Source organism: Bradyrhizobium sp. 521_C7_N1_3, from assembly GCF_052075975.1.
Classification (GTDB): Bacteria; Pseudomonadota; Alphaproteobacteria; order Rhizobiales; family Xanthobacteraceae; genus Bradyrhizobium; species Bradyrhizobium japonicum.
The window spans coordinates 6483750-6505700 of record NZ_CP197232.1; the positions used below are offsets into that span (position 1 = coordinate 6483750).

Below are 21951 nucleotides of genomic sequence, written 5' to 3' on the forward strand. Positions count from 1 at the left end.
CAGACTACGTCCTTGCTCCACCGCAATGCTTCGGCTACCATCGAAGCATGAAATCAGGTCCTGACATCGCCATGATTGCCTCGCTGGTCGGCGACCCCGCCCGCGCCAACATGCTCACCGCGCTGATGAACGGCCGCGCGCTGACCGCGAGCGAGCTCGCGCAGGAGGCCGGCATCACGCCGCAGACCGCGAGCTCGCATCTGGCCAAGCTCGAGGCCGGCGGGCTGATCGAGCCGGAGAAGCAGGGCCGCCACCGCTACTACCGCCTCACCGACGATGACGTCGCCGGCGTGCTCGAAGGCCTTGCGGGCCTTGCCGCGCGCACCGGCCACATGCGCGTGCGCACCGGGCCGAAGGATCCGGCGCTGCGGCGCGCGCGGATCTGCTACGACCACCTCGCCGGCGATCTCGGCGTGCAGATGCTCGACAGTCTACGCACGCGAAACCTGGTCAGGCAGAAGAAGCAGGACATCGAGCTGACGGCCGAGGGCGAGCGCTTTCTCGCAAAGCATTTGCAGATCTCGCCCGACATGCTCACCCATCCGCGCCGTCCGGTGTGCAAGGCGTGCCTGGACTGGAGCGAGCGGCGCCATCATCTCGCCGGCACGCTGGGCGCCGCCATGATGCAGCGTTTCGCCGAGCTGAAATGGGCCGCACGCGACGCCACGCCCGGCAGCCGCGTGGTGAATTTCACCCGTACCGGCGAGAAGCAGTTTGCGACGCTGTTCGGGACCGGGAAGGATTGATCACGCCAGGTGCGTGAGATCGCACGTTTGCGTGTGAACGAGCACCATCGTCATGGCCGGGCTTGACCCGGCCATCCATCGCTTTAAGCGCAGTGTCGTTCCAGGGCGATGCAAAGCATCGAACCTGGAACCTCGAGATTCCGGGTCCGCGTCTTCGACGCGCCCCGGAATGACGGCTCCAATTACGAGATCTTCATGAACCGCATCCTCTCGGCCGCGCTTGCCGCAGCCCTCCTTGCTTCCCCGTTCACGTCCGCCCTCGCTGCCGACACCGCCCCGCGCGAGCCCTACGGCATCGCGCTCGAAGGCTTTGCCTATCCGTATCCCGTGCATCTGCTGCCTGTCATCAACGACGGCGAGCAGCTCAGCATGGCCTACATGGACGTCGCGCCCGAGCGGCCGAACGACCGCACCGTCGTGCTGCTGCACGGGCGCAATTTTCCGTCGAGCTACTGGGCGCCCGTCATCAAGATGCTCAGTGCCGCCGGTTTTCGCGTGATCGTGCCGGACCAGATCGGCTTCGGCAAATCCTCCAAGCCGCAAGGCGAGCTGCACTTCGACACGCTGGCGCGCAACACCATCGCCCTGCTCGATCATCTCAAGATCGACAAAGCCGAGGTCGTCGCGCATTCGCTCGGCGGCATGCTGGGCGTGCGCATCGCCCGCGCCTATCCGGATCGCGTCGCTCATCTCGTGCTGACCGCGCCGATCGGGCTAGAAGACTACCGTCTCTACGTGCCGCCGACGCCGACCGAGAAGATCATCGATAACGAGGACAAGCTCACACCCGACGGCTACCGCAAGCAGCTCCAGACCAATTATGCGATCAAGCTGCCGCCGGACGCGATCACTCCGTTCGTCGACGCCCGCTTCAACATCAAGGGCAGCCCCGATTATCCGCGCTGGCTGCGCGCCTATGTCAGCTCCGGCCAGATGATCTATCGCGAGCCGGTCGCGCACGAGGTCGCGTTGATCACCGAGCCGACGCTGTTCATCATGGGCGCCGACGATCACAACGCGCCGGGCCGTCCGAACGCGCCGGAGGCATTGCGCGCGAAAATGGGCCAGAACGCGGAGCTGGCGAAAGCGCTTGCGGCCAAGATGCCGAATGCGCGGGCCGAAGTGATCCCGGACACCGGCCACCTCGTCTTCCTGGAGGCGCCGGAGAAGTACAAGGATTTGGTGCTGGGCTTTCTCGGCCGCTAGGCGTTTTCGAGCGAAGCGAATTCAGTTCGCGTCAAGGAAACGCATCAGAACAAAGAACCTGGAGCCCCGTTCCGATTCCATCGGGACGGCGCTCCAGCGCCATTGCTGTCGCCGGAAGCCGCATGCGAAGAATGTTCATGCCGCATTCAGGTCATGATTGGCAGGTTTGGATCGCGACGTGCCGGCACGTCTCCAAATTTTAACGTGTCGAATCGTGTCTTTTGATTCATTGTGCGCCGCAAGCGCCAATCCCCTAAGAATCTGCCCTAAAAACCTGCCCAAGGACAAGAAGGAAGATCATATGAAATACCTGTTTGCCGCCGTCATGCTCGCCAGCGCGGTCGTCGGTTTCAGCGAGGCGGCCAGCGCCGCCGGCGGCTGCGGCCCCGGCTGGTACCGCGGCCCCTATGGCGGCTGCCGCCCGATGCGCGGTGCGGTCGTTGTGCGACCCGCCCCCGTGGTGGTTGCCCCGCCGGTCGTCGTCGTGCCCCGCGCCCGCGTCTGCCCGTACGGCTTCCGTTGGTGGGGTGGCCGCTGCCGCCCGATCTGATCTCGTCTCTTCGCGTTACGAAGTGGCCGCGCGGCGAAAGCCTGCGTGGCCATTTTCGTTTTGAACGCCTGACGTCGCATCCGCCAGCTCCGAATCAAAACGGGGACCGCAAGCGCGATCCCCGTTCAAGGCCTGGCTTGTGCCGAGCTTACCAGTGGTGGCGGTGCCAGCGCCGGCGATGCCAACCCCAATGACGGCGGCGCCAGCCCCAATGGCGGTGGTGGCCATGCCAATGCACCTGCTCGGGCTTGAGCTGCGCGGTCTCCTCACTCGTGGTGACGGCGGGACGAGCGTCGGGATTGCCTTGCGGCGCGCGCGTGAGATCACCGAGCGGCTGCGGCGCCAACGGCGCAGCTTGTGCGGTCGCAGTCAACGTCGCGGCTCCAGCCGCGACGCCGAATGCAAGTTTCAAAAAGTTCCGACGCTCCATGACATGTCCTCTAGGCTATCGAGCAAGTGATGCAGAGGGAGTGTCGCGGTCACGACATGAACGAAAGCTGAATCGCACCTTCAGCTTCATGACATGGATGTCAGAGACAAGCGGGCTACGGGACTCGGTGCCAGCTACGCTCCGGCGTCCTGCTTCGCAAACTCCTGCGCGAGCACCAGCGTCTCGCGCGTGCGCTTCACGTCGGGCCAGTCGCGGTTGAAATCGGCGACGAGCTGCTTCAATGCATCGCCCTTCAGCATCGCAGCCAGCTTGGCCTCGTCATCGAACTGATACATCGCCTGATGCAGCGAGGGATCGTCCAGGCTCCAGAACCGCCAGGCCTTAGCTACGCCGAACGCCTTCACCGCATCAGGCACATGTTCCGTCTCGTACCATGTGTCGAAAGCGGCGCGCTTGCTGGCGTCGGTGACGGTGGCGCGAACGACGAAGTAGGCAGCAGGCATGTGTTTCCTCCCGTTGTTTGGCCGCAGCATAGACGGTTATAGTGGCGGCAACAAAAAGCCCGCGCGACGGAACATTCGGATCGCGCCGATGGGGGAAGGAACGGCCATGCGCAGGATCATCACGGGCCTCGTTGCGATCACCTTCCTGTGGCCCACGGCCTCGCTCGCCGAAATCGTCCGCTTCGACATCCTCGCGCGCGAGCCCGCCTTTGCCGGGCGCAGCTTTGGCGATGTCGGCACCTATGAGCGCATCACCGCGCGTGCGACCTTCGCGCTCAACCCGTCCGACGATCGCAACGCCGTCATCACCGACCTCGCGCTCGCACCGCGTAGCTCCGACGGCAAGGTGGCAGCCACCGCCGACGTCGTGATCCTGCGCCCCACCGATCCCACCCACGGCAACGGCACACTGCTGCTCGAGGTACCCAATCGCGGCCGCAAGCTGGCGCCGCAATTGTTCGACGATGCCGCCCAGCCCGGCGCCAACAATGCCGACAAGGCCGAAGACGCCGGCATCGGCTTCCTGCATCGCCAGGGCTTTACGATGGTCTGGGTCGGCTGGCAGGGCGACATCCCCTCCAAGCCCGGACAACTCGCGATGACCGCGCCCGTGCTCAAGAGCATCACCGGACCCGCGCGCGAAGAATTCGTCTTCGACAACACGACCAATCCCGCGCGCGCGACGCTGACCTGGCCGGCGACTGACGCCGCCGACCTCAAGGTCTCCGTGCGCGCCGCCTGGGCGGATGCGCGGCAGGCACCTTCCGGCCTCCTCGCAAGGCTCGTCGATCCCGTGACGGTGGAGATCACCCGGCCCGATGGTTTTGATGCCGGCGCGCTCTACGAGATCACCTACACGGCGCGCGATCCCGTGCCGCTCGGCATGGGCTATGCCGCCGTGCGCGACGTCGTCAGCTTCCTCCGCCACGACGAGACGCAGGCGAACCCGCTGCTGAACGGCCTGCATCCCTCCGTCAGCCGCGCCATCGGCTTCGGCGTGTCGCAATCCGGCCGCTTCCTGCGCGACTTCCTCTATCTCGGCTTCAACGAGGATCTCCAGGGGCGCACCGTGTTCGACGGATTGATGCCGCATGTCGCGGGCACGCGGCGGATGGCGACGAACGTCCGCTTCGGCCAGCCCGGCCGCAACCCGCGCCATCCGCAGGATCCGGCGTGGCAGGCCGATCTGTTCCCGTTCACCTATGCGAGCCTCAGCGATCCCTATTCCGGCAAGACCGACGGCCTGCTTCGCCGCTGCGCGCTCTCGGCGACGTGCCCGAAGGTGATGCAGACCGACAGCGAGCACGAATGGTGGGCCTCGCACGCCTCGCTGCTCGTCACCGATCTCGCCGGCAACCACCTCGACCTCCCCGACAACGTCCGCGCCTACATGATCGCAGGTACGCCGCATTTCGCCGAAGCCGCCGACGTGATGCGCAAGGGCGTGCCGGCGATGTCGCTGCCGCAGAACCCGATGCATGCGGGCGGGCCGATGCGCGCGCTGCTCACCGACCTCAACGCCTGGATCAGCGACGGCATCAAACCGCCCGCGAGCCGCGTCCCCATGCGGGCCCACGGCACGCTGGCGCCGGCGCAAGGCGCGGTGCCGATGGATATCCCCGGCCTGCCCTACGCCGGCATCCACACGCTCGCTGCCTTCTCCGACCAGAGCGTGCTGCCGCCCAAGGAGATCGGCCGCTATCCCGTGTTCGTGCCGAAGGCGGACAATGACGGCATGGCCATCGCTGGCATCCGCCAGCTTGCGCTCGCGGTGCCACGCGCGACCTACACCGCATGGAATCCACGCGCGCAGGGATTTGGCCCGACCGCGCTCTATCCGCTGCAAGGCGCGGTCGTGCCGTTTGCGCCGACGGAAGCTGCTCGGAAGGAAGTGCACGATCCCAGGCTGTCGATCGCGGAGCGATATGCGGATGACGGGGCGTATGTGGCCGCGGTCCGGCGCGAGGCGGCAAGGCAGGTGGCGGAGCGGACCCTGCTGCCGGAAGATGCAGAGCGCGCGACGGAAGCGGCGAAGCAAGGGAAGCTGGCGAAGCTTGGGCAGTGAGCGAAGCCCAGTGGCCCCGTAGGGTGGGCAAAGCGGGGCGTGCCCACCACTTCTGTCGTCGGCCAAAAGATGGTGGGCACGGCGCAAGTGCGCCTTTGCCCACCCTACGGTCGCAGCCTGCAGAGAAAAAACGTCCTCGCCTGTCGGAACGCCCGCCCTTCATCCGTCCTATGCCCAGACGGCACGGAGACTCCACATGGCCAACCTCACGCTCACCACCTTCGACTGGGTTCCCGAGATGCCGCGCGGCTTCGTGCGCGATCTTCGCGTGCGCTGGGCGCTCGAAGAGGCCGCGCTCCCCTATCGCGTCGCGAGCGTGCCATTCGGCCCGCGCGATGCCGAGCATTTTGCGCACCAGCCCTTCGGCCAGGTGCCGTGGCTGACCGATGGCGACCTCTCGATCTTCGAGAGCGGCGCGATCCTGCTGCATCTGGGTGAGCTCAGCGCCAGGCTGATGCCCACCGATCCGCGCGGTCGCAGCGAGGCAAAGGAGTGGGTGTTCGCGGCGCTCAATTCGGTGGAGATGCCGGCCCTGCCCTGGACGATGTTCAAGTTCACCGGCAGCGACGATGGCTCACCTGCCGTGAAGTTCGTCGACGACTTCCTAAAACTCCGGCTCAAGCACATGGAGACGGTGCTGGCCGGCCGCGAATGGCTGGCGGGATCCTTTTCCGTCGCCGACATCCTGATGTCGGACGTGCTGCGCGTGGTCGATAAGTTCAACGGCCTGGCGGAACACCCGGCCTGCCGCACCTACGTTGCGCGCGCCACAGGCCGTCCAGCGTTCGCAAAAGCCCACGCCGACCAGATGGCGCATTTCGCCGCGGCGGACCAACTTCGTAGGGCGGATTAGGCAAAGTCGCAATGCGCCACCTTCGGCGCCGCGGACAGATGGCGGATTACGCTTCCGCCTTCGCTCTTCGAGCTTCGGCGGACAAGCCGCCAATCCGCCCTACGCGCTCAACCAATTCCGCGCCTGGCTTCTAGTTTTGTGAGCGCATAAACGGGACAAAGCGCACGAGGGCAACCGCGCGAGTCGTCGTCTTGCCGAGGGCAACTTTCTCGACGACCGTGAGCTGCTGAGTCGTGTACGCCGGTCCTACTGGCATGACGAGCCGGCCTCCCACCTTCAGCTGCTCGATCAGCGGCGGCGGTGGCTCCCCGAGCGCCGCAGTCACGACGATGGCGTCAAAAGGACCGCATTCGGGCCAGCCATTGTAGCCGTCGCCGAGCCTGACACTCGCGTTGTCATATGCGAGGTCTCGTAGTGTCTTCGCGGCGGTCTCGGCCAGTTGCGGGATAATCTCGATGGTACAGACCTTTTGCGCCAGGCGCGCAAGAATGGCTGCCTGGTAGCCCGAACCCGTACCGACTTCGAGCACAACATGATCGGGCGCGACCTCGGCCAGCTGGGTCATCAAGGCGACGACATAGGGCTGCGATATGGTCTGGCCGAGGCCGATCGGTATCGGTTGATCCGCGTACGCGATCGAGCATGATCGCTCGGGGATGAACAGATGGCGCAACGTTTGCGCCATGGCCTCAAGGACCCTCTCCGACAGGCCTTGCTGTCCCAGAACACCGGCGGCGGACCGGGCGTAGGTCCGGATGGTTTCAACCATGGCGGCGCGTTCGCGGACGCATTGCGCGTCCTGCGCGCTCGTGTCCCGCGCGAGGACAATCATGGCAATCACGAGCAGCAAGGCCTTCATGATCGCGCTCTCCAGCCCTGAAAGGAGCGCCGCGGCCGAGCGCGGATACCTCTGCCGGCGCTACGTGCTCCGCAACAAGGCCGATTGCCGGCTCGAGGCTGGTCTAGTCTTCGTTCGGCTCGCGTACGGCCGGCGGTGCGTCGCTTTCGTCTTCGTCCTCCTCGTCCTCATCTTCCTCATCGTCTTCGTCGTCATCAGGATCTCGGGGCGGCTTCATGCTGCCCATGACCACAAAGGTGGAAAATTTCGTGGGGGTGTGCTGCGTCATGTCATTGCTCCTCGGGTATGGAGCTTGAGAGCGCCGGCGGTTCGACGGCGTTGTCGATGCAGGCCGCTCGCTTCCGACGCCATCCGGCTGCTACAACTTGTAGCCGATCTTTCGCAGCAGATCCTTCCGCCACGCAATGTCGGCGTCGGCTTCGATGCCCAAGGGCGAGGCGCCGTCCACCACGCCGAGCACGCCACGCCCCTGCTCTGTTTGTGCGACGATTACCTCAGTCGGGTTGGCCGTCGCGCAGTAGATGCGGCAGACCTCCGGAACCCCGCGCACCTGAGCCAGCACGTTGACCGGAAAGAATCCTTCGCCCAGGAAGATCAGGAAGGTGTGGCCGGCGCCGATGGCCAATGCGTTGTCGCGTGCAAGCGCAATGGCGGCTTCATCATTCCCCGACCAGCGCACCAGCCGCTTGCCGGAGGCCTCGCAGAAGGCCAGCCCGAAGCGGATGCCGGGGACAGCCCCCACCAGCGCCTCGTGGAGGTCCTCCACGGTCTTGATGAAATGCGACTGGCCGAAGATGAAGTTGGCAGCGTCCGGCTTGACGATGGGCACCACGGTGAGTTCCATGGCTGCGCTCCTTCAAGGTAGACACGCAACGCATGGTAGGCCACCGGGAGGCGATTGCAAGCGGCTAGCGGCGGCTGATATCCCGCCGCGGTGCTTCAACCTTCGCCCGTCAAGCTACGGCGGCCAAGTCCCGCGCTGCGCGCTCGTCCTCACGCGTACGCCCCCGTCACATCAGTTTCATAGGCGCATCGCTGACCATCCGAAGGTCGATCCTGCCGATCAGTTGCGCGCGAAGCGCCTCCGCAGCGCGGATGGCCTCATCCGTCTGCCGCAACGTGCTAATGTTGGAGCCGAGAGAAACGATCCCACCGAGCACCAGGGCAATCGATCCAAGAGCAGCGGTCTGCCCCGTCCCTAGCAGGCCGAGGATCGTGATCAGCAGCAACGCTGCACCGCTACCAATCGCAATCTTGGATGCCAGAATGTATTTCCGGCACCGCTCCGAGACCTCGGCTAGCGCCTCGATCCGATCCTCGATGTCGGAAATCTCGTCGGACGGATCGTCTTCGGTCATCAGCGACATGCGGCACTTGGGTTAAGAACCCGGATTTCGCTACGCTCCATCCGGGCTACTTGTCCTCACAACGGCAAATTGTCGTGCTTCTTCGCCGGCGTTTCCACTTTCTTGTCCTTCAGCATCGCCAGCGCACGCGCGATCCGCTTGCGGGTCGAGTGCGGCATGATGACGTCGTCGATATAGCCGCGCTCGGCGGCGATGAAGGGCGACAGGAAGCGGTCTTCGTATTCCTTGGTGCGCGCGGCGATCTTGTCGGGGTCGCCGATATCTGCGCGGAAGATGATCTCGACCGCGCCCTTGGCGCCCATCACCGCGATCTGGGCGGTCGGCCAGGCGTAGTTCATGTCGGCGCCGATCTCCTTGGAGGCCATGACGTCGAAGGCGCCGCCATAGGCCTTGCGGGTGATGATGGTGACCAGCGGCACGGTGCACTGCGAGTAGGCGAACAGCAGTTTTGCGCCGTGCTTGATCAGGCCGCCATATTCCTGCGCGGTGCCCGGCAGGAAGCCCGGCACGTCGACGAAGGTGACGATCGGGATGTTGAAGGCATCACAGAAACGAACGAAGCGCGCCGCTTTCCGCGATGCATCGCTGTCGAGCACGCCGGCCAGCACCATTGGCTGGTTGGCGACGAAGCCGACGGTGCGGCCCGCGATGCGGCCGAAGCCCGTGACGATGTTCTTGGCGAAGGCATCCGCGATCTCGAAGAAATCGCCCTCGTCCACGACCTTCAGGATCAGTTCCTTCATGTCGTAGGGCTTGTTCGGATTGTCGGGGATCAGCGTGTCCAAGGACATGTCGACCCGGCCGATATCGTCAAAACTCGGCCATTCCGGCACGCCATCGCTGTTGTTGGACGGCAGGAAGTCGATCAGGCGTCGCATCTGCAAGAGCGTCTCGACGTCGTTCTCGAAGGCACCATCCGCGATTGAGGAGCGCGTGGCGTGCACCGAGGCGCCGCCGAGCTCCTCCGCCGTGACGACCTCGTTGGTGACGGTCTTCACCACGTCGGGGCCGGTGACGAACATGTAGCTGGTGTTCTTCACCATGAAGATGAAGTCGGTCATCGCCGGCGAATAGACGTCGCCGCCGGCGCAGGGGCCCATGATGACGGAGATCTGCGGGATCACGCCCGAGGCGAGCACGTTGCGGCGGAACACATAGGAATAGCCGGCGAGCGCCGCGACGCCCTCCTGGATGCGGGCACCGCCCGCGTCATAGAGGCCGATGATGGGCGCCCGCGCCTTCATCGCCATGTCCTGGAGTTTCGTGATCTTCAGCGCGTGCGTTTCGGAGAGCGAGCCGCCGAACACCGTGAAGTCTTTCGCGAAGACGAAGGTCTTGCGGCCATTGACGGTGCCCCAGCCGGTGACCACGCCGTCGCCGGGCACCCTGGTCTTCTCCATGCCGAACTCGGTGGAGCGGTGCTCGACGAACATGTCGAACTCCTCGAACGATCCCTTGTCGAGCAGGAGCTCGATGCGCTCACGCGCGGTCAGCTTGCCGCGGGCGTGCTGCGCTTCGATGCGCTTCTCCCCGCCGCCGAGCTTTGCGCCGGCGCGACGATCTTCAAGGGCGTCCAGGATATTCTTCATTTGCTCCCGCCAGTTCTTAGCCTAAATGCGATTGCCGGGGGTTCTAACACGGCATTTTGCGGGCCGGGAAGCCGCTTTCGGCGCCGCAGGGCTGCCTTGCCGCAGCGCCAAAGCGCAAGGAATTACAGAGTTTTGCCTGGGAGACGACGATGAATGAAGCAACGGCCGAGACGGGCGCGGCGACCGGCGGCGTCAAGATCCTGCTGCGGCTGGAAGGCCTGACCCTGTTCACGGGGATGGTGATGCTCTACGCCTCCTGGGACGGCTCGTGGCTGGTGTTCGCCCTGCTCTTCTTCGTCCCCGATCTGAGCTTCCTGGCATACTTGGCCGATGCCAGATTCGGGGCCCTGGTCTACAATGCCGCCCACAGCTACATGGCGCCGGTGACGCTGCTGACGCTGGGCTTCGGCTTCGCCTCGCCGCTCACGCTGTCCATCGCCTTGATCTGGCTCGCCCATATCGGCATCGACCGGGCGCTCGGCTATGGCCTGAAATATTCGGCCGGGTTCGGCTTCACCCATCTCGGGCGGATCGGCCGCCAGAAAGACGCCTGAGGGGATTGCCCCCTTTTTGTCGGCCCCGCCGGTTGACCGGGCCGGCCGATTCAGGCTTGCTCCCTCCACGATCAGGCGCCGAATGTTGCGTGAGCTCAGTCGGTACGGCGGCGGTCACCACGTCTGGCTGCAAGCATCACCCATGTCCGCCACGGTCGTCCCCCTGCCGCCGAACAGCCCGTCCGAAACCACCGACTTCCTGCGGCGGATGGCCAGCATGGTGTCGGGGCGCAACGGCGAGATGCTGCTGCGCGCAGCAAGCCTGATCGAATCGCTCAAGCAACGGGCGATGTCGGCCGAGCGGCTGTTTCACGAGCAACAAGAAGAGAACAAGCGACTTGTCGACCTGCGCGAGGTGACCGCGCTCGCCTCGAGCGGCATGGTCAACCAGATCGCGGCGCTGGGGACCCAGCTCGCCGAGGTGACCGCAGCCGCGGCGGCCGAGCGCGCGGCGTTCGACGCCGAGCGCGGCAAGCTGCTCGGCCTGATGCAGGATGCGGAAAGCCATATCGGCAAGCTCACCACCGAGCTCGAGACGTTGCGCGCCTCCGTCGACAGCTTCAACGAGACCGTGGTCTCGGTGCCGCTCGAGGTGCTGCGTCTGGCACGCACCCAGTTCGATGTCCTCTCCGCCGGCTTTGCTCGCAAGGGCGACGTGATCTCGCAGGCGATGAGCGAGATCGGCGGCTTTGCGATCGACGAGGCGCTGATGAAGAAGACGGCCGATAAGGCCTGAGGTCGTCGAGATCGTCATGCCCGGGCTTGTCCCGGGCATCCACGTTCTTGGCGCTGTTGGAGAAGGTCGTGGATGGCCGGGACAAGCCCGGCCATGACGCTGGAGCCGATAGCCGCGCGGCAAATTGACAGCGCGCAGGTCCGTTGTTCTACTCCATGAAAATCATAGGGGGAGGATCACGATGCCGACGGCATTCCGCGTCGCCATGGCGCTCTGCATTTCAACACTGTTCGCCGGCGTTGGCGCCAACGCGCAATCCCTGCCGAAGGAAGTCGCCACCCGCGCCGAGATCTACCCGATCGCCTCGCTCACCCTCTCCGACCAGCAATTCCTCAGCGGCGATGCGGCGGCCGGCAAGCCGGTGACGGTCGCCGGCGAATTCCGCGTCGCCCAGGGCGCCGGCAAACTTCCCGTCGTGGTGCTGATGCACGGCTCGAGCGGCGTCGGCGCCACCACCGAGGCCTGGGTGCACGCTTTCAACGCCATGGGCATCTCGACCTTCGTAATCGACGGCTTTACCGGCCGCGGGCTGACGGTGGTGGGGCCGAACCAGGCCCTGCTCGGCCGCCTCAACCTGATCGTCGACATCTACCGCTCGCTGGAGATTCTTGCGAAGCATCCCCGCGTCGATCCTGATCGTATCGTGCTGATGGGCTTTTCGCGCGGCGGACAGGCGACGCTCTATGCGAGCCTCGATCGCTTCAACAAGCTCTGGAACAAGTCCGGCGTCCAGTTCGCGGCCTACATCCCGTTCTATCCGGATTGCTCGACGATGTATCAAAGCGACAGCGAGGTCGCCGCGCGCCCGATCCGGATCTTCCACGGCACGCCCGACGACTACAATCCCGCGACGAGCTGCAAGGCGTTCGTCGGACGGCTCAAGACGGCCGGGCGTGATGTGGTGCTGACCGAGTACCCCGACAGCGCCCACGGCTTCGACAGCGGCCTGCTCGGCGTCAGCACCGTTGCGGTGTCGGCCAACGCGCAGACCGTGCGCAACTGCCATATCAAGGAGGGCGACGGCGGCGTGCTGATGAACGGCGACACCAACGCGCCCTTCACCTACAAGGATGCATGCGTCGAGCTGAACCCGCATGTCGGTGGCAACCCCGCGACGGCCGCGGAGTCGCGCAAGGCGGTGGTGGAGTTCTTGCAGGCGCTGTTCAAGCTGGGATAGGCGACGTCAGCGCGACATTCTCCGTCATTGCGGGCGCAGCGAAGCAATCCAGAATCTTTCCGCAGCGGCAGTCTGGATTGCTTCGTCGCACCAGCGCAAAATTGCTTCGCAATTTTGTCGCGGGCTTCTCGCAATGAGGTTGGCGAGAGCTGCGCTCCCGACAACGAGGACGAGCCTCACGGCTCACCCGGCTTGAACGGCTCCTGCTTGTCCGGCGGCACCGTCTCTTCCGCCATCGCCAGCAGCATCGCGACCATCACGTAATTGCCGGCGAGCGCGGTGAGATCGACGATCTGCTGATCATTGAAAGTTTTCTTGGCGCGCGCATAGGTCTCGTCGCTGACCTTCTTTGTCGTGGTGAGCTCGGTGACGAAATCGTAGACCACGGCCTCGTCCTCGGCCATCTTCGACGGGCGCTTGTTGGCCTTCAGCTCCGCGATGATGTCAGGCGACAGGCCCGCCTTGGCCGCCAGCGGCGCGTGCGCGAACCATTCCACCTGCGAGCGCCACTGCCGACCGATGATCAGGATCGCGAACTCATTCAGCTTGGTCGGGACCGAGGTTTCCCAGCGCAGATAGTAGAACAGGTCGAACAGGCGCTGGCCGAGCACCGGGCTGCGGATCATCGGATTGTAGGGCCCGCCGATGCCGACGCTCGACACCTTCATGATCTGCTCGCCGAGCGGCTTCTGCTTGGCGTCGAGCTGGTCCATGGTGAGTTGCGGAAAGCGCGGCTCCTTGCTGGTGGCGGGTGCTGCAAACATCGTGGCGGCGAGCCAGCCGCCGGCGGCGGCCAACGTGAGCGACGACAGCCAGAGTGGCGTTGAATTCATTTTATCCTCCCGACCGTTTCTTTTGTTTGGTCGGAAGAATGCTAGCAGGTTCGTACGCGCCAGCTAGATCGCGCCGATCTCGGCAAGGCAGGCTTGCGTCAACGGCATGCGCTCGCCGACGAGACGCGGCTCCTTGCAGTCCATGTTGAGCGCGAACACGGTGTGCGCCTCGCCCTTCTCGGCCCAGCCGACCATCCAGCCGAGCGACGGCTCGCCACGCTCGGCGCCGAGCAAGCCGGATTTGGCGCGGATGACGCTGTCGCCGACCTTGGTCAACGGCAGGATGTCGGCGACGAGGTCCTGGCTGCGCTTGCTGATCGGCAGCACGCGGCGGCGCAGCCGGTCGACGAAATCGACCTGCTCGACCGGATCGATGCGCAAATTGCCGGTGAGCCAGAACTGGTCGATGCCGCCGCCGATATCGCGATTGCCGTAGTCGAACATGTCGACATACTTTTGCATCCGCTCCTGCCCGATCCGGCGCGCGATCTCCTGATAGACCGGCACGGCGCTGACCGCGATGGCGCTGCGCATCGTGTGGTCCTTGTTCCAGGCCTCGATCGGCCGCTTCACGCCGTCCCAGGGAAATACGTCCTTGTCGGGGTCAGCGACGACGCCGGTCTCCAGCGCAATCAGCGAGTTCGGAATCTTGAACGTCGAGGCCGGCAGCTTCGCTTCGCCGGAACGTTCCCTGTCGCTCGCGATGATCAGATAGTCCTCGACCTTGTAGCCGACGAAGGTGCCTGCCGTGCCGAGGTCGGTGAAACGCTTTGCCAGGCTGTCGCGGATCTCGTTGCGCGGCGGCGCGACGTGGGCAAGCGCGCGCGACGGCATGGTCGCAGCTGCGGCGAGAAGGCCAAGCGTGGAACGGCGGGTCAGCAAGAGCGGTATCCGTTGAGCAATGAAGATGGCCGCGACCATGCAGCCGCTATCGTGGTGAAACGATGACAGGTTATTTCTTGAGAATGATCTTGTCGGAAAACCGCTGCACACTTTACGTTAGCGCGGCCCTTCGGGTCCGGATCATGCTCTACCGCCCCCGGCCCGACAGTCGCAGTACGAACACCAGCACTTCGGCGACGGCCTTGTAGAGGTCGGGCGGGATCTCCTCGCCGAGCTCGACCTTGGAGAGCGCGCCGGCCAGGATCTCGTTCTCTTCGATCGGGATGTCGTTGGCCTTGGCGATCTCGACGATCTTTTCGCCGATCGTGCCCTTGCCCTTGGCGACGACGACGGGCGCGTTGCCGCCCTTTTCGTAATGCAGCGCGATTGCGAGCTTGGATGGATCGCTCATGTGGCGCGGTCCAGGAAGTGGCCGGCGCGGGCCGGTGCGGGCTGCGGCGGCGTGCCGTCGCGCACCAGGATGTCGCCGGGCTTGAGCTCGGCGCGCGTCAGGGCTTGATTCAGCTCACCGATGCCGGCGCGGAGCTGCTGCGCGGTCGCGGGCCGCTCCGCCCACATCCGCACAAAAGTCTTGTCGCCGTTCAGCGTGATCAGGGCATGCACCGGGCCGGCCGGCTCGACATTGAGCGTGAAGCGCGCGCGCCAGGCGCGCTTGGCGGGATCGGCGGATTCGTTGCCGCCATCGCGCGAGATCTCGAACTGCGCCATCGCGGTGCCCTGCGGGGTCGCAAAGGGAATCTCGAAATTCCATTGCGGCACGGTCGAGTCGATGCGATGGCCGGAGGCGTCGGTGCGATCGGGCAGCGAGGCGACCTGGAGCAGCGTTTGACGCGCAATCGCAGCGTCAGTGTCGTCGAGCAGGCGATGCACCGTTGCGGAGAGCGGCGTATCCGGCGCGAGCGATGGCGATGCGATCGCCTGCGGCGCCGGCAGCGCGCCGCGGAACGGCGGCGGTGTCGCGCGCGCCGCTGCCTCGAAGAGGTGACCATCCGGCACGGCCTTGTTGGAGCCGGGCACATTGCCGGTCAGGCGCGGCAGATTTTGCGTGACCTCTTGAAGGAGGGCCGCGGCAAGGCCGGCGGACATGGTTCTAGGCATCGCGGCCTGCGGAGCGCCGCCGGCGATGTCGGCGAGCGCAGCGGGTGCGAGATTGGCGCTGCGCGGCATCTGCGGCTGTTGGGCCACATCGAGCTCGGTCGACGGCGATGCAGCCTGACCCGGCACGGCGGCGACCTGCGATGCCCCCGCCGTAGTGCTGGCCGGAAGCGCGGCGCCTTGCGCTTGTGGAGTGGCGGTCTCGAGCGTGGCCAATGTCTGGCGCAGCACCAGCAGCGCGGCCTTCAGGTCCGGCATCGCGCCGGAGGACGGCGTTGTACCTGCGGCGAGCGAGGCCTCGAGAAACAGGCCGGACTTCTGGAAGGCGGATTCGATATCGCCGCCATCGAGGGCGGTGCTGAGCGGCGTCTGCTGCGCCAGCACGTCCAGCACCGCCTGCTTCAGTCCCGCCGGCAGATCGCTGCCGGTGACGACGGAGGCGAGATTGGCGAACAGCGGCGCCTGGCTGCCCTGTTTTGTGACCGCCTCAGCCGAAGCCACGGTGACGGCGACCTGCTCCAACGGCGTCAGCGTGTTGCGTGCGGTCGTTGCAGATGGCGCGAGCGACGGGCTGTCCACGAGCGAAGCCGCCCGCGGCGTCAGCGTGATCTGGTCGGCCGCCGCCTCGCCTGCCCCGTTCATGATGGCGAGCCTGATGGTGCCGTCGTTCTGCGACACTGCGAGCTGGAGATTTTGCCCCGGTGTCAGCGACACCTCGGACATCACATCCATCGACAGATTGGCGATTGCGATCCGCACCAGATTGTCGGCCATCACGCTGACGACCCTCGCGTCCACGACGCTGCCGGCCTGGAGCACAAGATCGGGCGTCGCCGCATCAGCCACGGGGCTGGCGGCACTGACCGGAACGATCGAGCTTATCGGCGTTGGCATTTCAGGGGCCCAGGGAACGCTGGCCCACCCTAAGGCCGCCCTCGTAAACCTCTCGTTAAGGACCTTCGGCCGCTTGCGGCTTCACGGCCGCCAGAACCGCCACGGCGGCCTGAAAATCCTTCAGGCGGGCGCCGCGGCGGGCAGCCGCCTCCTCGTCCACGCCCCATTTCTCGGCGTTCCAGTCCTCGTCGACATGGGCGGCGGCCCAGACCTGGCCGGCATCGCGCACGCCATGGGCGAGCGCCAGCGCCAGCAGCGCCGAGCCGGTCAGGGTCGTGACCACGTGGAGCGCCGCGATCGACCAGGCATCCCCGGGCAGCGCGGCGCGGGCGGCCTGAACGGCCTCGTCCGGCTGCTTCACATGCATGATGCCCTCGGACAGGATGAAATGCGCGCCCAGCGTCTCCGCGGCCCAGAACAGCACGGGGTCCCAATGCGTGGCCTCGCGGGCGACTAGCCCTTCCGGGTGGCCGGCGCGATAGAACAGCAGGTCGGTCTCGAAGTATTTTGCAAGGTCGTCGGCTACGAGCTCGACGCGATCGATGACCCCCTCGACGACGCTGTTGGCGATCCGCGTCAGCGGCATGGTCACGGGATCGATCGTCTCGCCCTGGGCCGCCCATTCCGCGGCCACCGCATCGGCCAGCGCGCGCGACGGGATCACCACCTGGCGGGCCGATGGCGTCCGGATCGGCCTGCCATCCAGCGTGATGGCAAAGCCGCCCTCGGCCTCGGCCACGCCCGCCTCCTTGTAGAAGCGCTTGCGCTGCGGCGTACGCGCGGCCTGGCGCACCGCCTCCTGCGGATCGAGCGGGGACCGCCCCGCAACCTCATCGAACAATTCGCGCATCTCGTTTCGGCCTTCGGTCTCTGGATGCTAGGCTTGTAAGCCAAGACCGGCGGCTGATAAAGCGAGCGGCAAGGCATGAGGGAACTTGCGGGCATTGGGACCCTTCTCGCCGGGCTCTGGCTGGCCGCGGCGGACGCCGGTTTCCGCACCCCGGAATCGCTGGTCCGCAATGTCTACGCGCATTACGGCGATGGCGCGCCGGAACTGTCAAAAGGCCTGCCGCGCGATGCCGTCGCCGCCGGGCAATTCTTCGACCCCAGCCTGCGCAAGGCCTGGAGCGCGCCGAGGGTCGAGCCCTACGACTTCCTGGTGCAGAGCCCGAACTGGAAGCTCGGCCCGGTCGCGATCACGGTCGTTCGCAGGCAATACGACAAGACCTATGTCGCGGCGAATTTCGACAATCGCGGGCGGAAGGTCACGCTGAACTTCGTCCTGGTCAACGGACCCGAGGGATGGCTGATCACGGATGTCGAGAGCCCGCATGACAGTCTGCGGATGTTTCTGGAGCAGTTTCGGAAGTGAGGGGGTTGAGACAGCTCGACGCACAGCTGTCATGCCCCGCGCAGGCGGGGCATCCAGTACGCCGCGGCCTATCGATTCAACCGCAGCCGTCTCGGAGTACTGGATCGCCCGCCTTCGCGGGCGATGACACCGCAGAATGTGGCTTACTCGGTCGCGCAACTGCCGCAGCCGGCACGTCCAATCACTACTCTTCCGGCGCGTTCTCGATCGGATCAAACCGGCTCGCATCGAGCCCGAGCAGATTCCACGACTGCTGCATGTGCGGCGGCAATGGCGCGGTGGCGTCGATCACGCCGCCGCGCGGATGCGGAATGACGATGCGGCGCGCGAGCAGATGCAGCCGGTTTTGCAGGCCGCCCGGCAGCTGCCAGTTCTCGATGTTGAAATATTTGGGATCGCCGACGATGGGGTGGCCGATATGCTCCATATGGGCGCGCAGCTGGTGGGTGCGGCCGGTCACGGGCTTGAGCGACACCCAGGTCAACTTGTTGCCGGCGGTCTCGACCACCGCATAATACGTCACCGCGTGGCTGGCGCCCTCGTCGCCATGCTGGGCGATGCGCATGATGGTGTCGTCCTCGCTCTCTTCCTTCGCGAGGAAGGTCGAGATGCGGCCCTGCTTCGGCTTCGGCAGACCCGGCACCAGCGCCCAATAGGTTTTTCGCGCGGACCGCGAGCGGAAGGCACCGGTCAGATGCGAGGCGGCAAATCGCGTCTTGGCGATCAGCAGGCAGCCCGAGGTCTCCCGGTCGATACGGTGCACGAGGCGCGGCTTCTGGCCCTTGGAATCGCGCATCACATCCAGCATCTGGTCGATGTGCCGCGTCATGCCCGAACCACCCTGCACGGCGAGGCCGGCCGGCTTGTTCAGGACGAGGACGTCGTCGTCCTCCCAGATCGTCATCTCCTTCAGCGCGGCAAGCGTCTTCTGGGCGCCTTCCGATAGCTCACCGGCGGCCTTCGGCGTGTCGAGCTTCAACGGCGGAATGCGGACGCTCTGGCCCTCCTCCAGCCGGTCCTTGCTGTCGACACGCTTGCCGTCGACGCGCAGCTCGCCTTTACGGACGACGCGCTGGATGTGGGAGAACGACAGGCCGGGAAAGCGCGCTTCCAGGAAACGATCGACGCGCATGTTGTTCTCGTCGGCCGTCACCTTGACGGTCTGCACCTTGGTCGGCAGCAGCGCCTCGACGGGCTTTGCCGGCGCAGACGCTTCGGGCGCAGCCTTGGGCGGCCGCCGCTCGGCACGCTCCGCCGCAAAGCGCGGCGGCTTCGCACCCGGCTTGCCACCCAGCCGTGGCCCCGTCTTCTTCGCAGTGCGCGCCTTGAACGGACGCGAATCGTCGCGCTCGTCACGCGAGCGGGGCTTTGGGTTCATTCTCTTGATGCGGCGGCTCATGGTTGCCTGCGTACCCTAAAAGCCGGCTCCCGTCACGGCGAAATGGCCGTTTCTAGCGCGAGCCGCCCCGCTCCTTCCGCAGCTTGGCCCAGTAGTCCAGCCGCTTGCGGATCTCGCGCTCAAAACCGCGCTCGGGCGGGTCGTAGAAAGTCTGGCGGCCCAAGGCTTCCGGAAAGTAGTCCTGGCCGGAGAAGGCGTCGGGGGCGTCGTGGTCGTATTCGTAAGCAGCGCCGTAGCCCTCCGACTTCATCAGCTTGGTCGGGGAATTCAGGATGTGCTTTGGCGGCAGCAGCGAGCCGGCCTGCATGGCGACCTGCATCGCCGTGCCGAAGGCGGTGTAGACCGCGTTCGATTTCGGCGCGGTGGCGAGATAGACCACGGCCTGCGCGATCGCGAGCTCGCCTTCGGGATGGCCGAGGAAATCGAAGGCGTCCTTGGCGGCATTGGCGATGACCAGCGCCTGCGGATCGGCAAGGCCGATGTCCTCGACCGCCATGCGCACGACGCGGCGGGCCAGGAACAGCGGGTCCTCGCCGGCATCGAGCATGCGCGCGAGGTAATACAGCGCGGCGTCGGGATCGGAGCCCCGCACCGATTTATGCAGTGCCGAGATCAGGTTGTAGTGACCGTCGGCCGATTTGTCGTAGATCGGCGCGCGGCGCTGCAGGATCTCCTGCAACTGCGCCGCGTTGAAAATCTCGTCCGCCCGCGCCGAACGCCAGACCTCCTCGACAAGCGTCAGCGATGCCCTTCCGTCGCCGTCGGCCATGCGCACCAGCACGGCGCGCGCCTCGTCATCGAGCGGCAGCTTGCGGCCCTCGACCTCCTCGGCATGCGCGAACAGTTTTTCGATCGCAGCGGCATCGAGCGAGCGAAACACCAGCACGCGCGCACGCGAGAGCAACGCCGCGTTGAGCTCGAAGGACGGGTTTTCGGTGGTCGCGCCGACCATCACGACGGTGCCGTCCTCCATCACCGGCAGAAACGAATCCTGCTGGGCGCGATTGAAGCGATGCACCTCGTCGACGAACAGCAACGTGCCCTTGCCCATCTCGCGGCGGGCGCGCGCGGCGTCAAACGCCTTCTTCAGATCGGCGACGCCGGAGAATACCGCGGAGATCTGCTCGAAATGCAGGTCCGTCGCATCCGCCAGCAGCCGCGCCACCGTGGTCTTGCCGGTGCCGGGCGGGCCCCAGAACACCAGCGAGCCGAGCGTGCGCGTCTCCAGCATGCGCGTCAGCGCGCCGTCAGGGCCGAGGATGTGGTCCTGGCCGACGACCTCCGACAGCGCGCGCGGGCGCAGCCGGTCCGGCAGCGGGTGCGGTGCCTCGTGATCGAGCCCCGCCGCGGCAAAGAGAGTTGGCGTCTCCTGTGGTCGCTTCGGACTCATCCGCCCAGCGTGACGTTGATCTGCTGGCCGTTACGCACCAGCGTGATGCGCCAGATCCGCGGCCGTTCGCCCGCCGCCTTTTCGAGGTCAGTGGTCTTGCCGATCTTCTGGTTGTTGACGGCGAGGATGATGTCGCCCTTCTGGAAGCCGACATTCGCAGCCGCGCTGTCACCGCCGAGATCGGTGATCACGACGCCTTCGGTGTCGGCGTCCAGATGCAGCTCGTCCGCAACTGCCGGCGTGATGGTCGAGACCTTCGCGCCCTGGAACGGCGAACGCGCGGTGACGACGAGTTCGTTGCGGCCGGAGTCGGGTGCGGTCTCGAGCGCGATCGTGACCTTGAGCGGCTTGCCGCCGCGCTGCACGTCGATCTGCGCGGTGCCGCCGAGCGGACGCGTGGCGAAACGGTAGTCGAAGGCGTTGGGATCATCGACGGCCTGGCCGTCGATCCCGGTGATGAGATCGGAGGATTTCAGGCCGGCCTTGGCCGCGGGGCCGCTTGAGACCACGCTTGCGACCAGCGCGCCGGTCGGCGAACGCAGGCCGAGGCTCTCGGCGATCTCGGGCGTCACCGCCTGCAATTTCGCGCCGAGCCACGGACGCTTCACCGCCTTGCCGCCGCTCTTGGCGGAGGCGACGACGACGCGCACCATGTTGGCGGGAATCGCAAAGCCGATGCCCTGCGAGCCGCCGGAGCGCGAATAGATCGCGGTATTGATGCCGGCGAGCTTTCCGCCCATGTCGACCAGCGCCCCGCCGGAATTGCCGGGATTGATGGCCGCATCGGTCTGGATGAAGAACTGGTAGTCGGTGATGCCGACCTGGGTGCGCGCGAGCGCCGAGATGATGCCGTGGGTCACGGTCTGGCCGACGCCGAAGGGATTGCCGATCGCGAGCACGACGTCGCCAACCAGCAGTTCGTCGGAGTTGGTGAAGTCCAGGGTCGGAAACTTCTCCTTGGTGTCCTTCAGGCGCAGCACGGCGAGATCGGTGCGCGGATCCTTCAGCAGGATCTCGGCCTCGAATTCCCGCTTGTCCGACAGCGATACTTTCACCTGGTCCGCGCCCTCGATGACGTGGACATTGGTGACGACGAGGCCGGAGGCATCGACGATGACACCGGAGCCGAGCGAGCGCTGCATCTGCTCGGGCTGCTGGCCCGGCACCCCGAAGAAGCGGCGGAAGATCGGGTCGTCCAGCAGCGGATTGCGGTTCTGCACCACCTTGGCCGCGTAGACGTTGACGACGGCCGGCTGCACCCGCTGCACGATCGGCGCATAGGACAGCCGCAGCTCGGCGGGCGAGGACGGGACACGGCGGTCCTGCGCGGCGGCCGGATTGAGATGGGCTGAAAACGCTATGCACAATGCCGTGAGCACGGCAGTCCGGGTCGATCGAAACATTCCTACCTCTCGGAAAAGACGCCGGAATATAGGCGCGTTCGCCCGCCAATAGAAGGGCGCCAGGCG

At 65.8% G+C, this 21951-nt stretch carries 24 protein-coding genes; 9 read left to right on the plus strand and 15 right to left on the minus strand.

All coding sequences use genetic code 11. The annotated features are described in order from the left end of the window. Nucleotides 1–47 precede the first annotated feature (47 nt). The 3 genes from AB7008_RS30450 to AB7008_RS30460 all read left to right on the plus strand — a co-directional run bounded on the left by AB7008_RS30450 (nt 48) and on the right by AB7008_RS30460 (nt 2502). On the plus strand, nt 48–746 hold the full coding sequence (locus AB7008_RS30450; protein ID WP_028154913.1) for a winged helix-turn-helix domain-containing protein: 699 nt from the start codon (nt 48–50) through the stop codon (nt 744–746). Nucleotides 747–941: 195 nt separating this feature from the next. After that, nucleotides 942–1952, plus strand: a complete 1011-nt coding sequence (locus AB7008_RS30455; RefSeq protein WP_304490235.1) for an alpha/beta fold hydrolase — start codon at nt 942–944, stop codon at nt 1950–1952. A 301-nt stretch (nt 1953–2253) separates the two neighbouring features. After that, nucleotides 2254–2502 carry a GCG_CRPN prefix-to-repeats domain-containing protein gene (locus AB7008_RS30460; protein ID WP_028154911.1) on the plus strand — a complete coding sequence of 83 codons (249 nt, stop codon included), beginning with the start codon at nt 2254–2256 and terminating at the stop codon, nt 2500–2502. 148 nt (nt 2503–2650) lie between these two features. Here AB7008_RS30460 and AB7008_RS30465 read toward each other — a convergent pair whose 3' ends face one another. Both AB7008_RS30465 and AB7008_RS30470 read right to left on the minus strand, forming a co-directional pair. Beyond that, entirely contained in the window at nt 2651–2932 is a 282-nt protein-coding gene (locus tag AB7008_RS30465; RefSeq protein WP_304490236.1) for a twin-arginine translocation signal domain-containing protein, read from the minus strand. Between the two features lie 134 nt (nt 2933–3066). Beyond that, complete coding sequence (locus tag AB7008_RS30470; RefSeq protein ID WP_038956409.1) at nt 3067–3396, minus strand: hypothetical protein; 330 nt, start codon at nt 3394–3396, stop codon at nt 3067–3069. Nucleotides 3397–3502: 106 nt separating this feature from the next. Here AB7008_RS30470 and AB7008_RS30475 point away from each other — a divergent pair, with 106 nt between their 5' ends. Beyond that, nucleotides 3503–5461 (plus strand): alpha/beta hydrolase domain-containing protein, encoded by a 1959-nt coding sequence (locus AB7008_RS30475; RefSeq protein WP_304490237.1) that lies wholly within the window; start codon nt 3503–3505, stop codon nt 5459–5461. 196 nt (nt 5462–5657) lie between these two features. Next, entirely contained in the window at nt 5658–6314 is a 657-nt protein-coding gene (locus tag AB7008_RS30480) for a glutathione S-transferase family protein (RefSeq protein WP_028154908.1), read from the plus strand. Between the two features lie 130 nt (nt 6315–6444). On the opposite strand, the gene AB7008_RS30485 is transcribed toward AB7008_RS30480, so the two are convergent. The 5 genes from AB7008_RS30485 to AB7008_RS30505 form a co-directional block, all read right to left on the minus strand. Beyond that, complete coding sequence (locus AB7008_RS30485; RefSeq protein ID WP_028154907.1) at nt 6445–7173, minus strand: protein-L-isoaspartate(D-aspartate) O-methyltransferase; 729 nt, start codon at nt 7171–7173, stop codon at nt 6445–6447. 103 nt (nt 7174–7276) lie between these two features. Beyond that, nucleotides 7277–7441, minus strand: coding sequence for a hypothetical protein (locus AB7008_RS30490; protein ID WP_304490238.1), 165 nt, complete (start codon nt 7439–7441; stop codon nt 7277–7279). Between the two features lie 90 nt (nt 7442–7531). Next, nucleotides 7532–8017, minus strand: coding sequence for an adenosine-specific kinase (locus tag AB7008_RS30495; RefSeq protein WP_304490239.1), 486 nt, complete (start codon nt 8015–8017; stop codon nt 7532–7534). A gap of 166 nt (nt 8018–8183) precedes the next feature. Then, nucleotides 8184–8531: a hypothetical protein gene (locus tag AB7008_RS30500; RefSeq protein ID WP_304494221.1), complete on the minus strand. Its 348-nt coding sequence runs from the start codon at nt 8529–8531 to the stop codon at nt 8184–8186. A 65-nt stretch (nt 8532–8596) separates the two neighbouring features. Further along, complete coding sequence (locus AB7008_RS30505) at nt 8597–10129, minus strand: acyl-CoA carboxylase subunit beta (protein ID WP_028154905.1); 1533 nt, start codon at nt 10127–10129, stop codon at nt 8597–8599. Nucleotides 10130–10278: 149 nt separating this feature from the next. On the opposite strand from AB7008_RS30505, the gene AB7008_RS30510 reads away from it, so the two are divergent. The 3 genes from AB7008_RS30510 to AB7008_RS30520 all read left to right on the plus strand — a co-directional run bounded on the left by AB7008_RS30510 (nt 10279) and on the right by AB7008_RS30520 (nt 12596). Beyond that, a complete protein-coding gene (locus AB7008_RS30510; protein WP_028154904.1) occupies nt 10279–10683 on the plus strand; it encodes a DUF4260 domain-containing protein in 405 nt (134 codons plus the stop codon). Nucleotides 10684–10825: 142 nt separating this feature from the next. After that, complete coding sequence (locus tag AB7008_RS30515; RefSeq protein ID WP_441260006.1) at nt 10826–11419, plus strand: hypothetical protein; 594 nt, start codon at nt 10826–10828, stop codon at nt 11417–11419. A gap of 181 nt (nt 11420–11600) precedes the next feature. Then, the gene (locus AB7008_RS30520; RefSeq protein ID WP_441260007.1) at nt 11601–12596 is read left to right on the plus strand and encodes a dienelactone hydrolase family protein; all 996 of its coding nucleotides are present in this window, start codon (nt 11601–11603) and stop codon (nt 12594–12596) included. Between the two features lie 176 nt (nt 12597–12772). On the opposite strand, the gene AB7008_RS30525 is transcribed toward AB7008_RS30520, so the two are convergent. The 5 genes from AB7008_RS30525 to AB7008_RS30545 all read right to left on the minus strand — a co-directional run bounded on the left by AB7008_RS30525 (nt 12773) and on the right by AB7008_RS30545 (nt 17171). Beyond that, nucleotides 12773–13429 carry a carboxymuconolactone decarboxylase family protein gene (locus AB7008_RS30525; RefSeq protein ID WP_041959377.1) on the minus strand — a complete coding sequence of 219 codons (657 nt, stop codon included), beginning with the start codon at nt 13427–13429 and terminating at the stop codon, nt 12773–12775. 63 nt (nt 13430–13492) lie between these two features. Next, a complete protein-coding gene (locus AB7008_RS30530; RefSeq protein WP_441260008.1) occupies nt 13493–14311 on the minus strand; it encodes a penicillin-binding transpeptidase domain-containing protein in 819 nt (272 codons plus the stop codon). A 148-nt stretch (nt 14312–14459) separates the two neighbouring features. Further along, nucleotides 14460–14723, minus strand: a complete 264-nt coding sequence (locus tag AB7008_RS30535) for an EscU/YscU/HrcU family type III secretion system export apparatus switch protein (RefSeq protein ID WP_028154899.1) — start codon at nt 14721–14723, stop codon at nt 14460–14462. Further along, complete coding sequence (locus AB7008_RS30540) at nt 14720–16321, minus strand: flagellar hook-length control protein FliK (RefSeq protein WP_441260009.1); 1602 nt, start codon at nt 16319–16321, stop codon at nt 14720–14722. The genes AB7008_RS30535 and AB7008_RS30540 overlap by 4 nt, the downstream gene beginning before the upstream one ends. Before the next feature lie 55 nt (nt 16322–16376). Then, the gene (locus tag AB7008_RS30545) at nt 16377–17171 is read right to left on the minus strand and encodes an ATP12 family chaperone protein (protein WP_441260010.1); all 795 of its coding nucleotides are present in this window, start codon (nt 17169–17171) and stop codon (nt 16377–16379) included. A 75-nt stretch (nt 17172–17246) separates the two neighbouring features. Here AB7008_RS30545 and AB7008_RS30550 point away from each other — a divergent pair, with 75 nt between their 5' ends. Further along, nucleotides 17247–17693, plus strand: a complete 447-nt coding sequence (locus tag AB7008_RS30550) for a hypothetical protein (RefSeq protein WP_441260011.1) — start codon at nt 17247–17249, stop codon at nt 17691–17693. A 184-nt stretch (nt 17694–17877) separates the two neighbouring features. Here AB7008_RS30550 and AB7008_RS30555 read toward each other — a convergent pair whose 3' ends face one another. The 3 genes from AB7008_RS30555 to AB7008_RS30565 are packed head-to-tail and all read right to left on the minus strand — an operon-like array spanning nt 17878 to nt 21885. Then, nucleotides 17878–19092, minus strand: coding sequence for an RluA family pseudouridine synthase (locus tag AB7008_RS30555; RefSeq protein ID WP_441260012.1), 1215 nt, complete (start codon nt 19090–19092; stop codon nt 17878–17880). A gap of 52 nt (nt 19093–19144) precedes the next feature. Further along, nucleotides 19145–20482, minus strand: coding sequence for a replication-associated recombination protein A (locus AB7008_RS30560; protein ID WP_441260013.1), 1338 nt, complete (start codon nt 20480–20482; stop codon nt 19145–19147). Beyond that, complete coding sequence (locus AB7008_RS30565; RefSeq protein WP_041959365.1) at nt 20479–21885, minus strand: DegQ family serine endoprotease; 1407 nt, start codon at nt 21883–21885, stop codon at nt 20479–20481. Before AB7008_RS30565 ends, AB7008_RS30560 begins: the two co-directional genes overlap by 4 nt. Nucleotides 21886–21951 lie beyond the last annotated feature (66 nt).

What these genes read in the sequence shown, in the direction of transcription:
- AB7008_RS30450 (WP_028154913.1), top strand. Translation starts at nt 48, where the DNA reads ATGAAATCAGGTCCTGACATCGCCATGATTGCCTCGCTGGTCGGCGAC.
- AB7008_RS30455 (WP_304490235.1), top strand. Translation starts at nt 942, where the DNA reads ATGAACCGCATCCTCTCGGCCGCGCTTGCCGCAGCCCTCCTTGCTTCC.
- AB7008_RS30460 (WP_028154911.1), top strand. Translation starts at nt 2,254, where the DNA reads ATGAAATACCTGTTTGCCGCCGTCATGCTCGCCAGCGCGGTCGTCGGT.
- AB7008_RS30465 (WP_304490236.1), bottom strand. Translation starts at nt 2,932, where the DNA reads ATGGAGCGTCGGAACTTTTTGAAACTTGCATTCGGCGTCGCGGCTGGA.
- AB7008_RS30470 (WP_038956409.1), bottom strand. Translation starts at nt 3,396, where the DNA reads ATGCCTGCTGCCTACTTCGTCGTTCGCGCCACCGTCACCGACGCCAGC.
- AB7008_RS30475 (WP_304490237.1), top strand. Translation starts at nt 3,503, where the DNA reads ATGCGCAGGATCATCACGGGCCTCGTTGCGATCACCTTCCTGTGGCCC.
- AB7008_RS30480 (WP_028154908.1), top strand. Translation starts at nt 5,658, where the DNA reads ATGGCCAACCTCACGCTCACCACCTTCGACTGGGTTCCCGAGATGCCG.
- AB7008_RS30485 (WP_028154907.1), bottom strand. Translation starts at nt 7,173, where the DNA reads ATGAAGGCCTTGCTGCTCGTGATTGCCATGATTGTCCTCGCGCGGGAC.
- AB7008_RS30490 (WP_304490238.1), bottom strand. Translation starts at nt 7,441, where the DNA reads ATGACGCAGCACACCCCCACGAAATTTTCCACCTTTGTGGTCATGGGC.
- AB7008_RS30495 (WP_304490239.1), bottom strand. Translation starts at nt 8,017, where the DNA reads ATGGAACTCACCGTGGTGCCCATCGTCAAGCCGGACGCTGCCAACTTC.
- AB7008_RS30500 (WP_304494221.1), bottom strand. Translation starts at nt 8,531, where the DNA reads ATGACCGAAGACGATCCGTCCGACGAGATTTCCGACATCGAGGATCGG.
- AB7008_RS30505 (WP_028154905.1), bottom strand. Translation starts at nt 10,129, where the DNA reads ATGAAGAATATCCTGGACGCCCTTGAAGATCGTCGCGCCGGCGCAAAG.
- AB7008_RS30510 (WP_028154904.1), top strand. Translation starts at nt 10,279, where the DNA reads ATGAATGAAGCAACGGCCGAGACGGGCGCGGCGACCGGCGGCGTCAAG.
- AB7008_RS30515 (WP_441260006.1), top strand. Translation starts at nt 10,826, where the DNA reads ATGTCCGCCACGGTCGTCCCCCTGCCGCCGAACAGCCCGTCCGAAACC.
- AB7008_RS30520 (WP_441260007.1), top strand. Translation starts at nt 11,601, where the DNA reads ATGCCGACGGCATTCCGCGTCGCCATGGCGCTCTGCATTTCAACACTG.
- AB7008_RS30525 (WP_041959377.1), bottom strand. Translation starts at nt 13,429, where the DNA reads ATGAATTCAACGCCACTCTGGCTGTCGTCGCTCACGTTGGCCGCCGCC.
- AB7008_RS30535 (WP_028154899.1), bottom strand. Translation starts at nt 14,723, where the DNA reads ATGAGCGATCCATCCAAGCTCGCAATCGCGCTGCATTACGAAAAGGGC.
- AB7008_RS30540 (WP_441260009.1), bottom strand. Translation starts at nt 16,321, where the DNA reads ATGCCAACGCCGATAAGCTCGATCGTTCCGGTCAGTGCCGCCAGCCCC.
- AB7008_RS30545 (WP_441260010.1), bottom strand. Translation starts at nt 17,171, where the DNA reads ATGCGCGAATTGTTCGATGAGGTTGCGGGGCGGTCCCCGCTCGATCCG.
- AB7008_RS30550 (WP_441260011.1), top strand. Translation starts at nt 17,247, where the DNA reads ATGAGGGAACTTGCGGGCATTGGGACCCTTCTCGCCGGGCTCTGGCTG.
- AB7008_RS30555 (WP_441260012.1), bottom strand. Translation starts at nt 19,092, where the DNA reads ATGAGCCGCCGCATCAAGAGAATGAACCCAAAGCCCCGCTCGCGTGAC.
- AB7008_RS30560 (WP_441260013.1), bottom strand. Translation starts at nt 20,482, where the DNA reads ATGAGTCCGAAGCGACCACAGGAGACGCCAACTCTCTTTGCCGCGGCG.
- AB7008_RS30565 (WP_041959365.1), bottom strand. Translation starts at nt 21,885, where the DNA reads ATGTTTCGATCGACCCGGACTGCCGTGCTCACGGCATTGTGCATAGCG.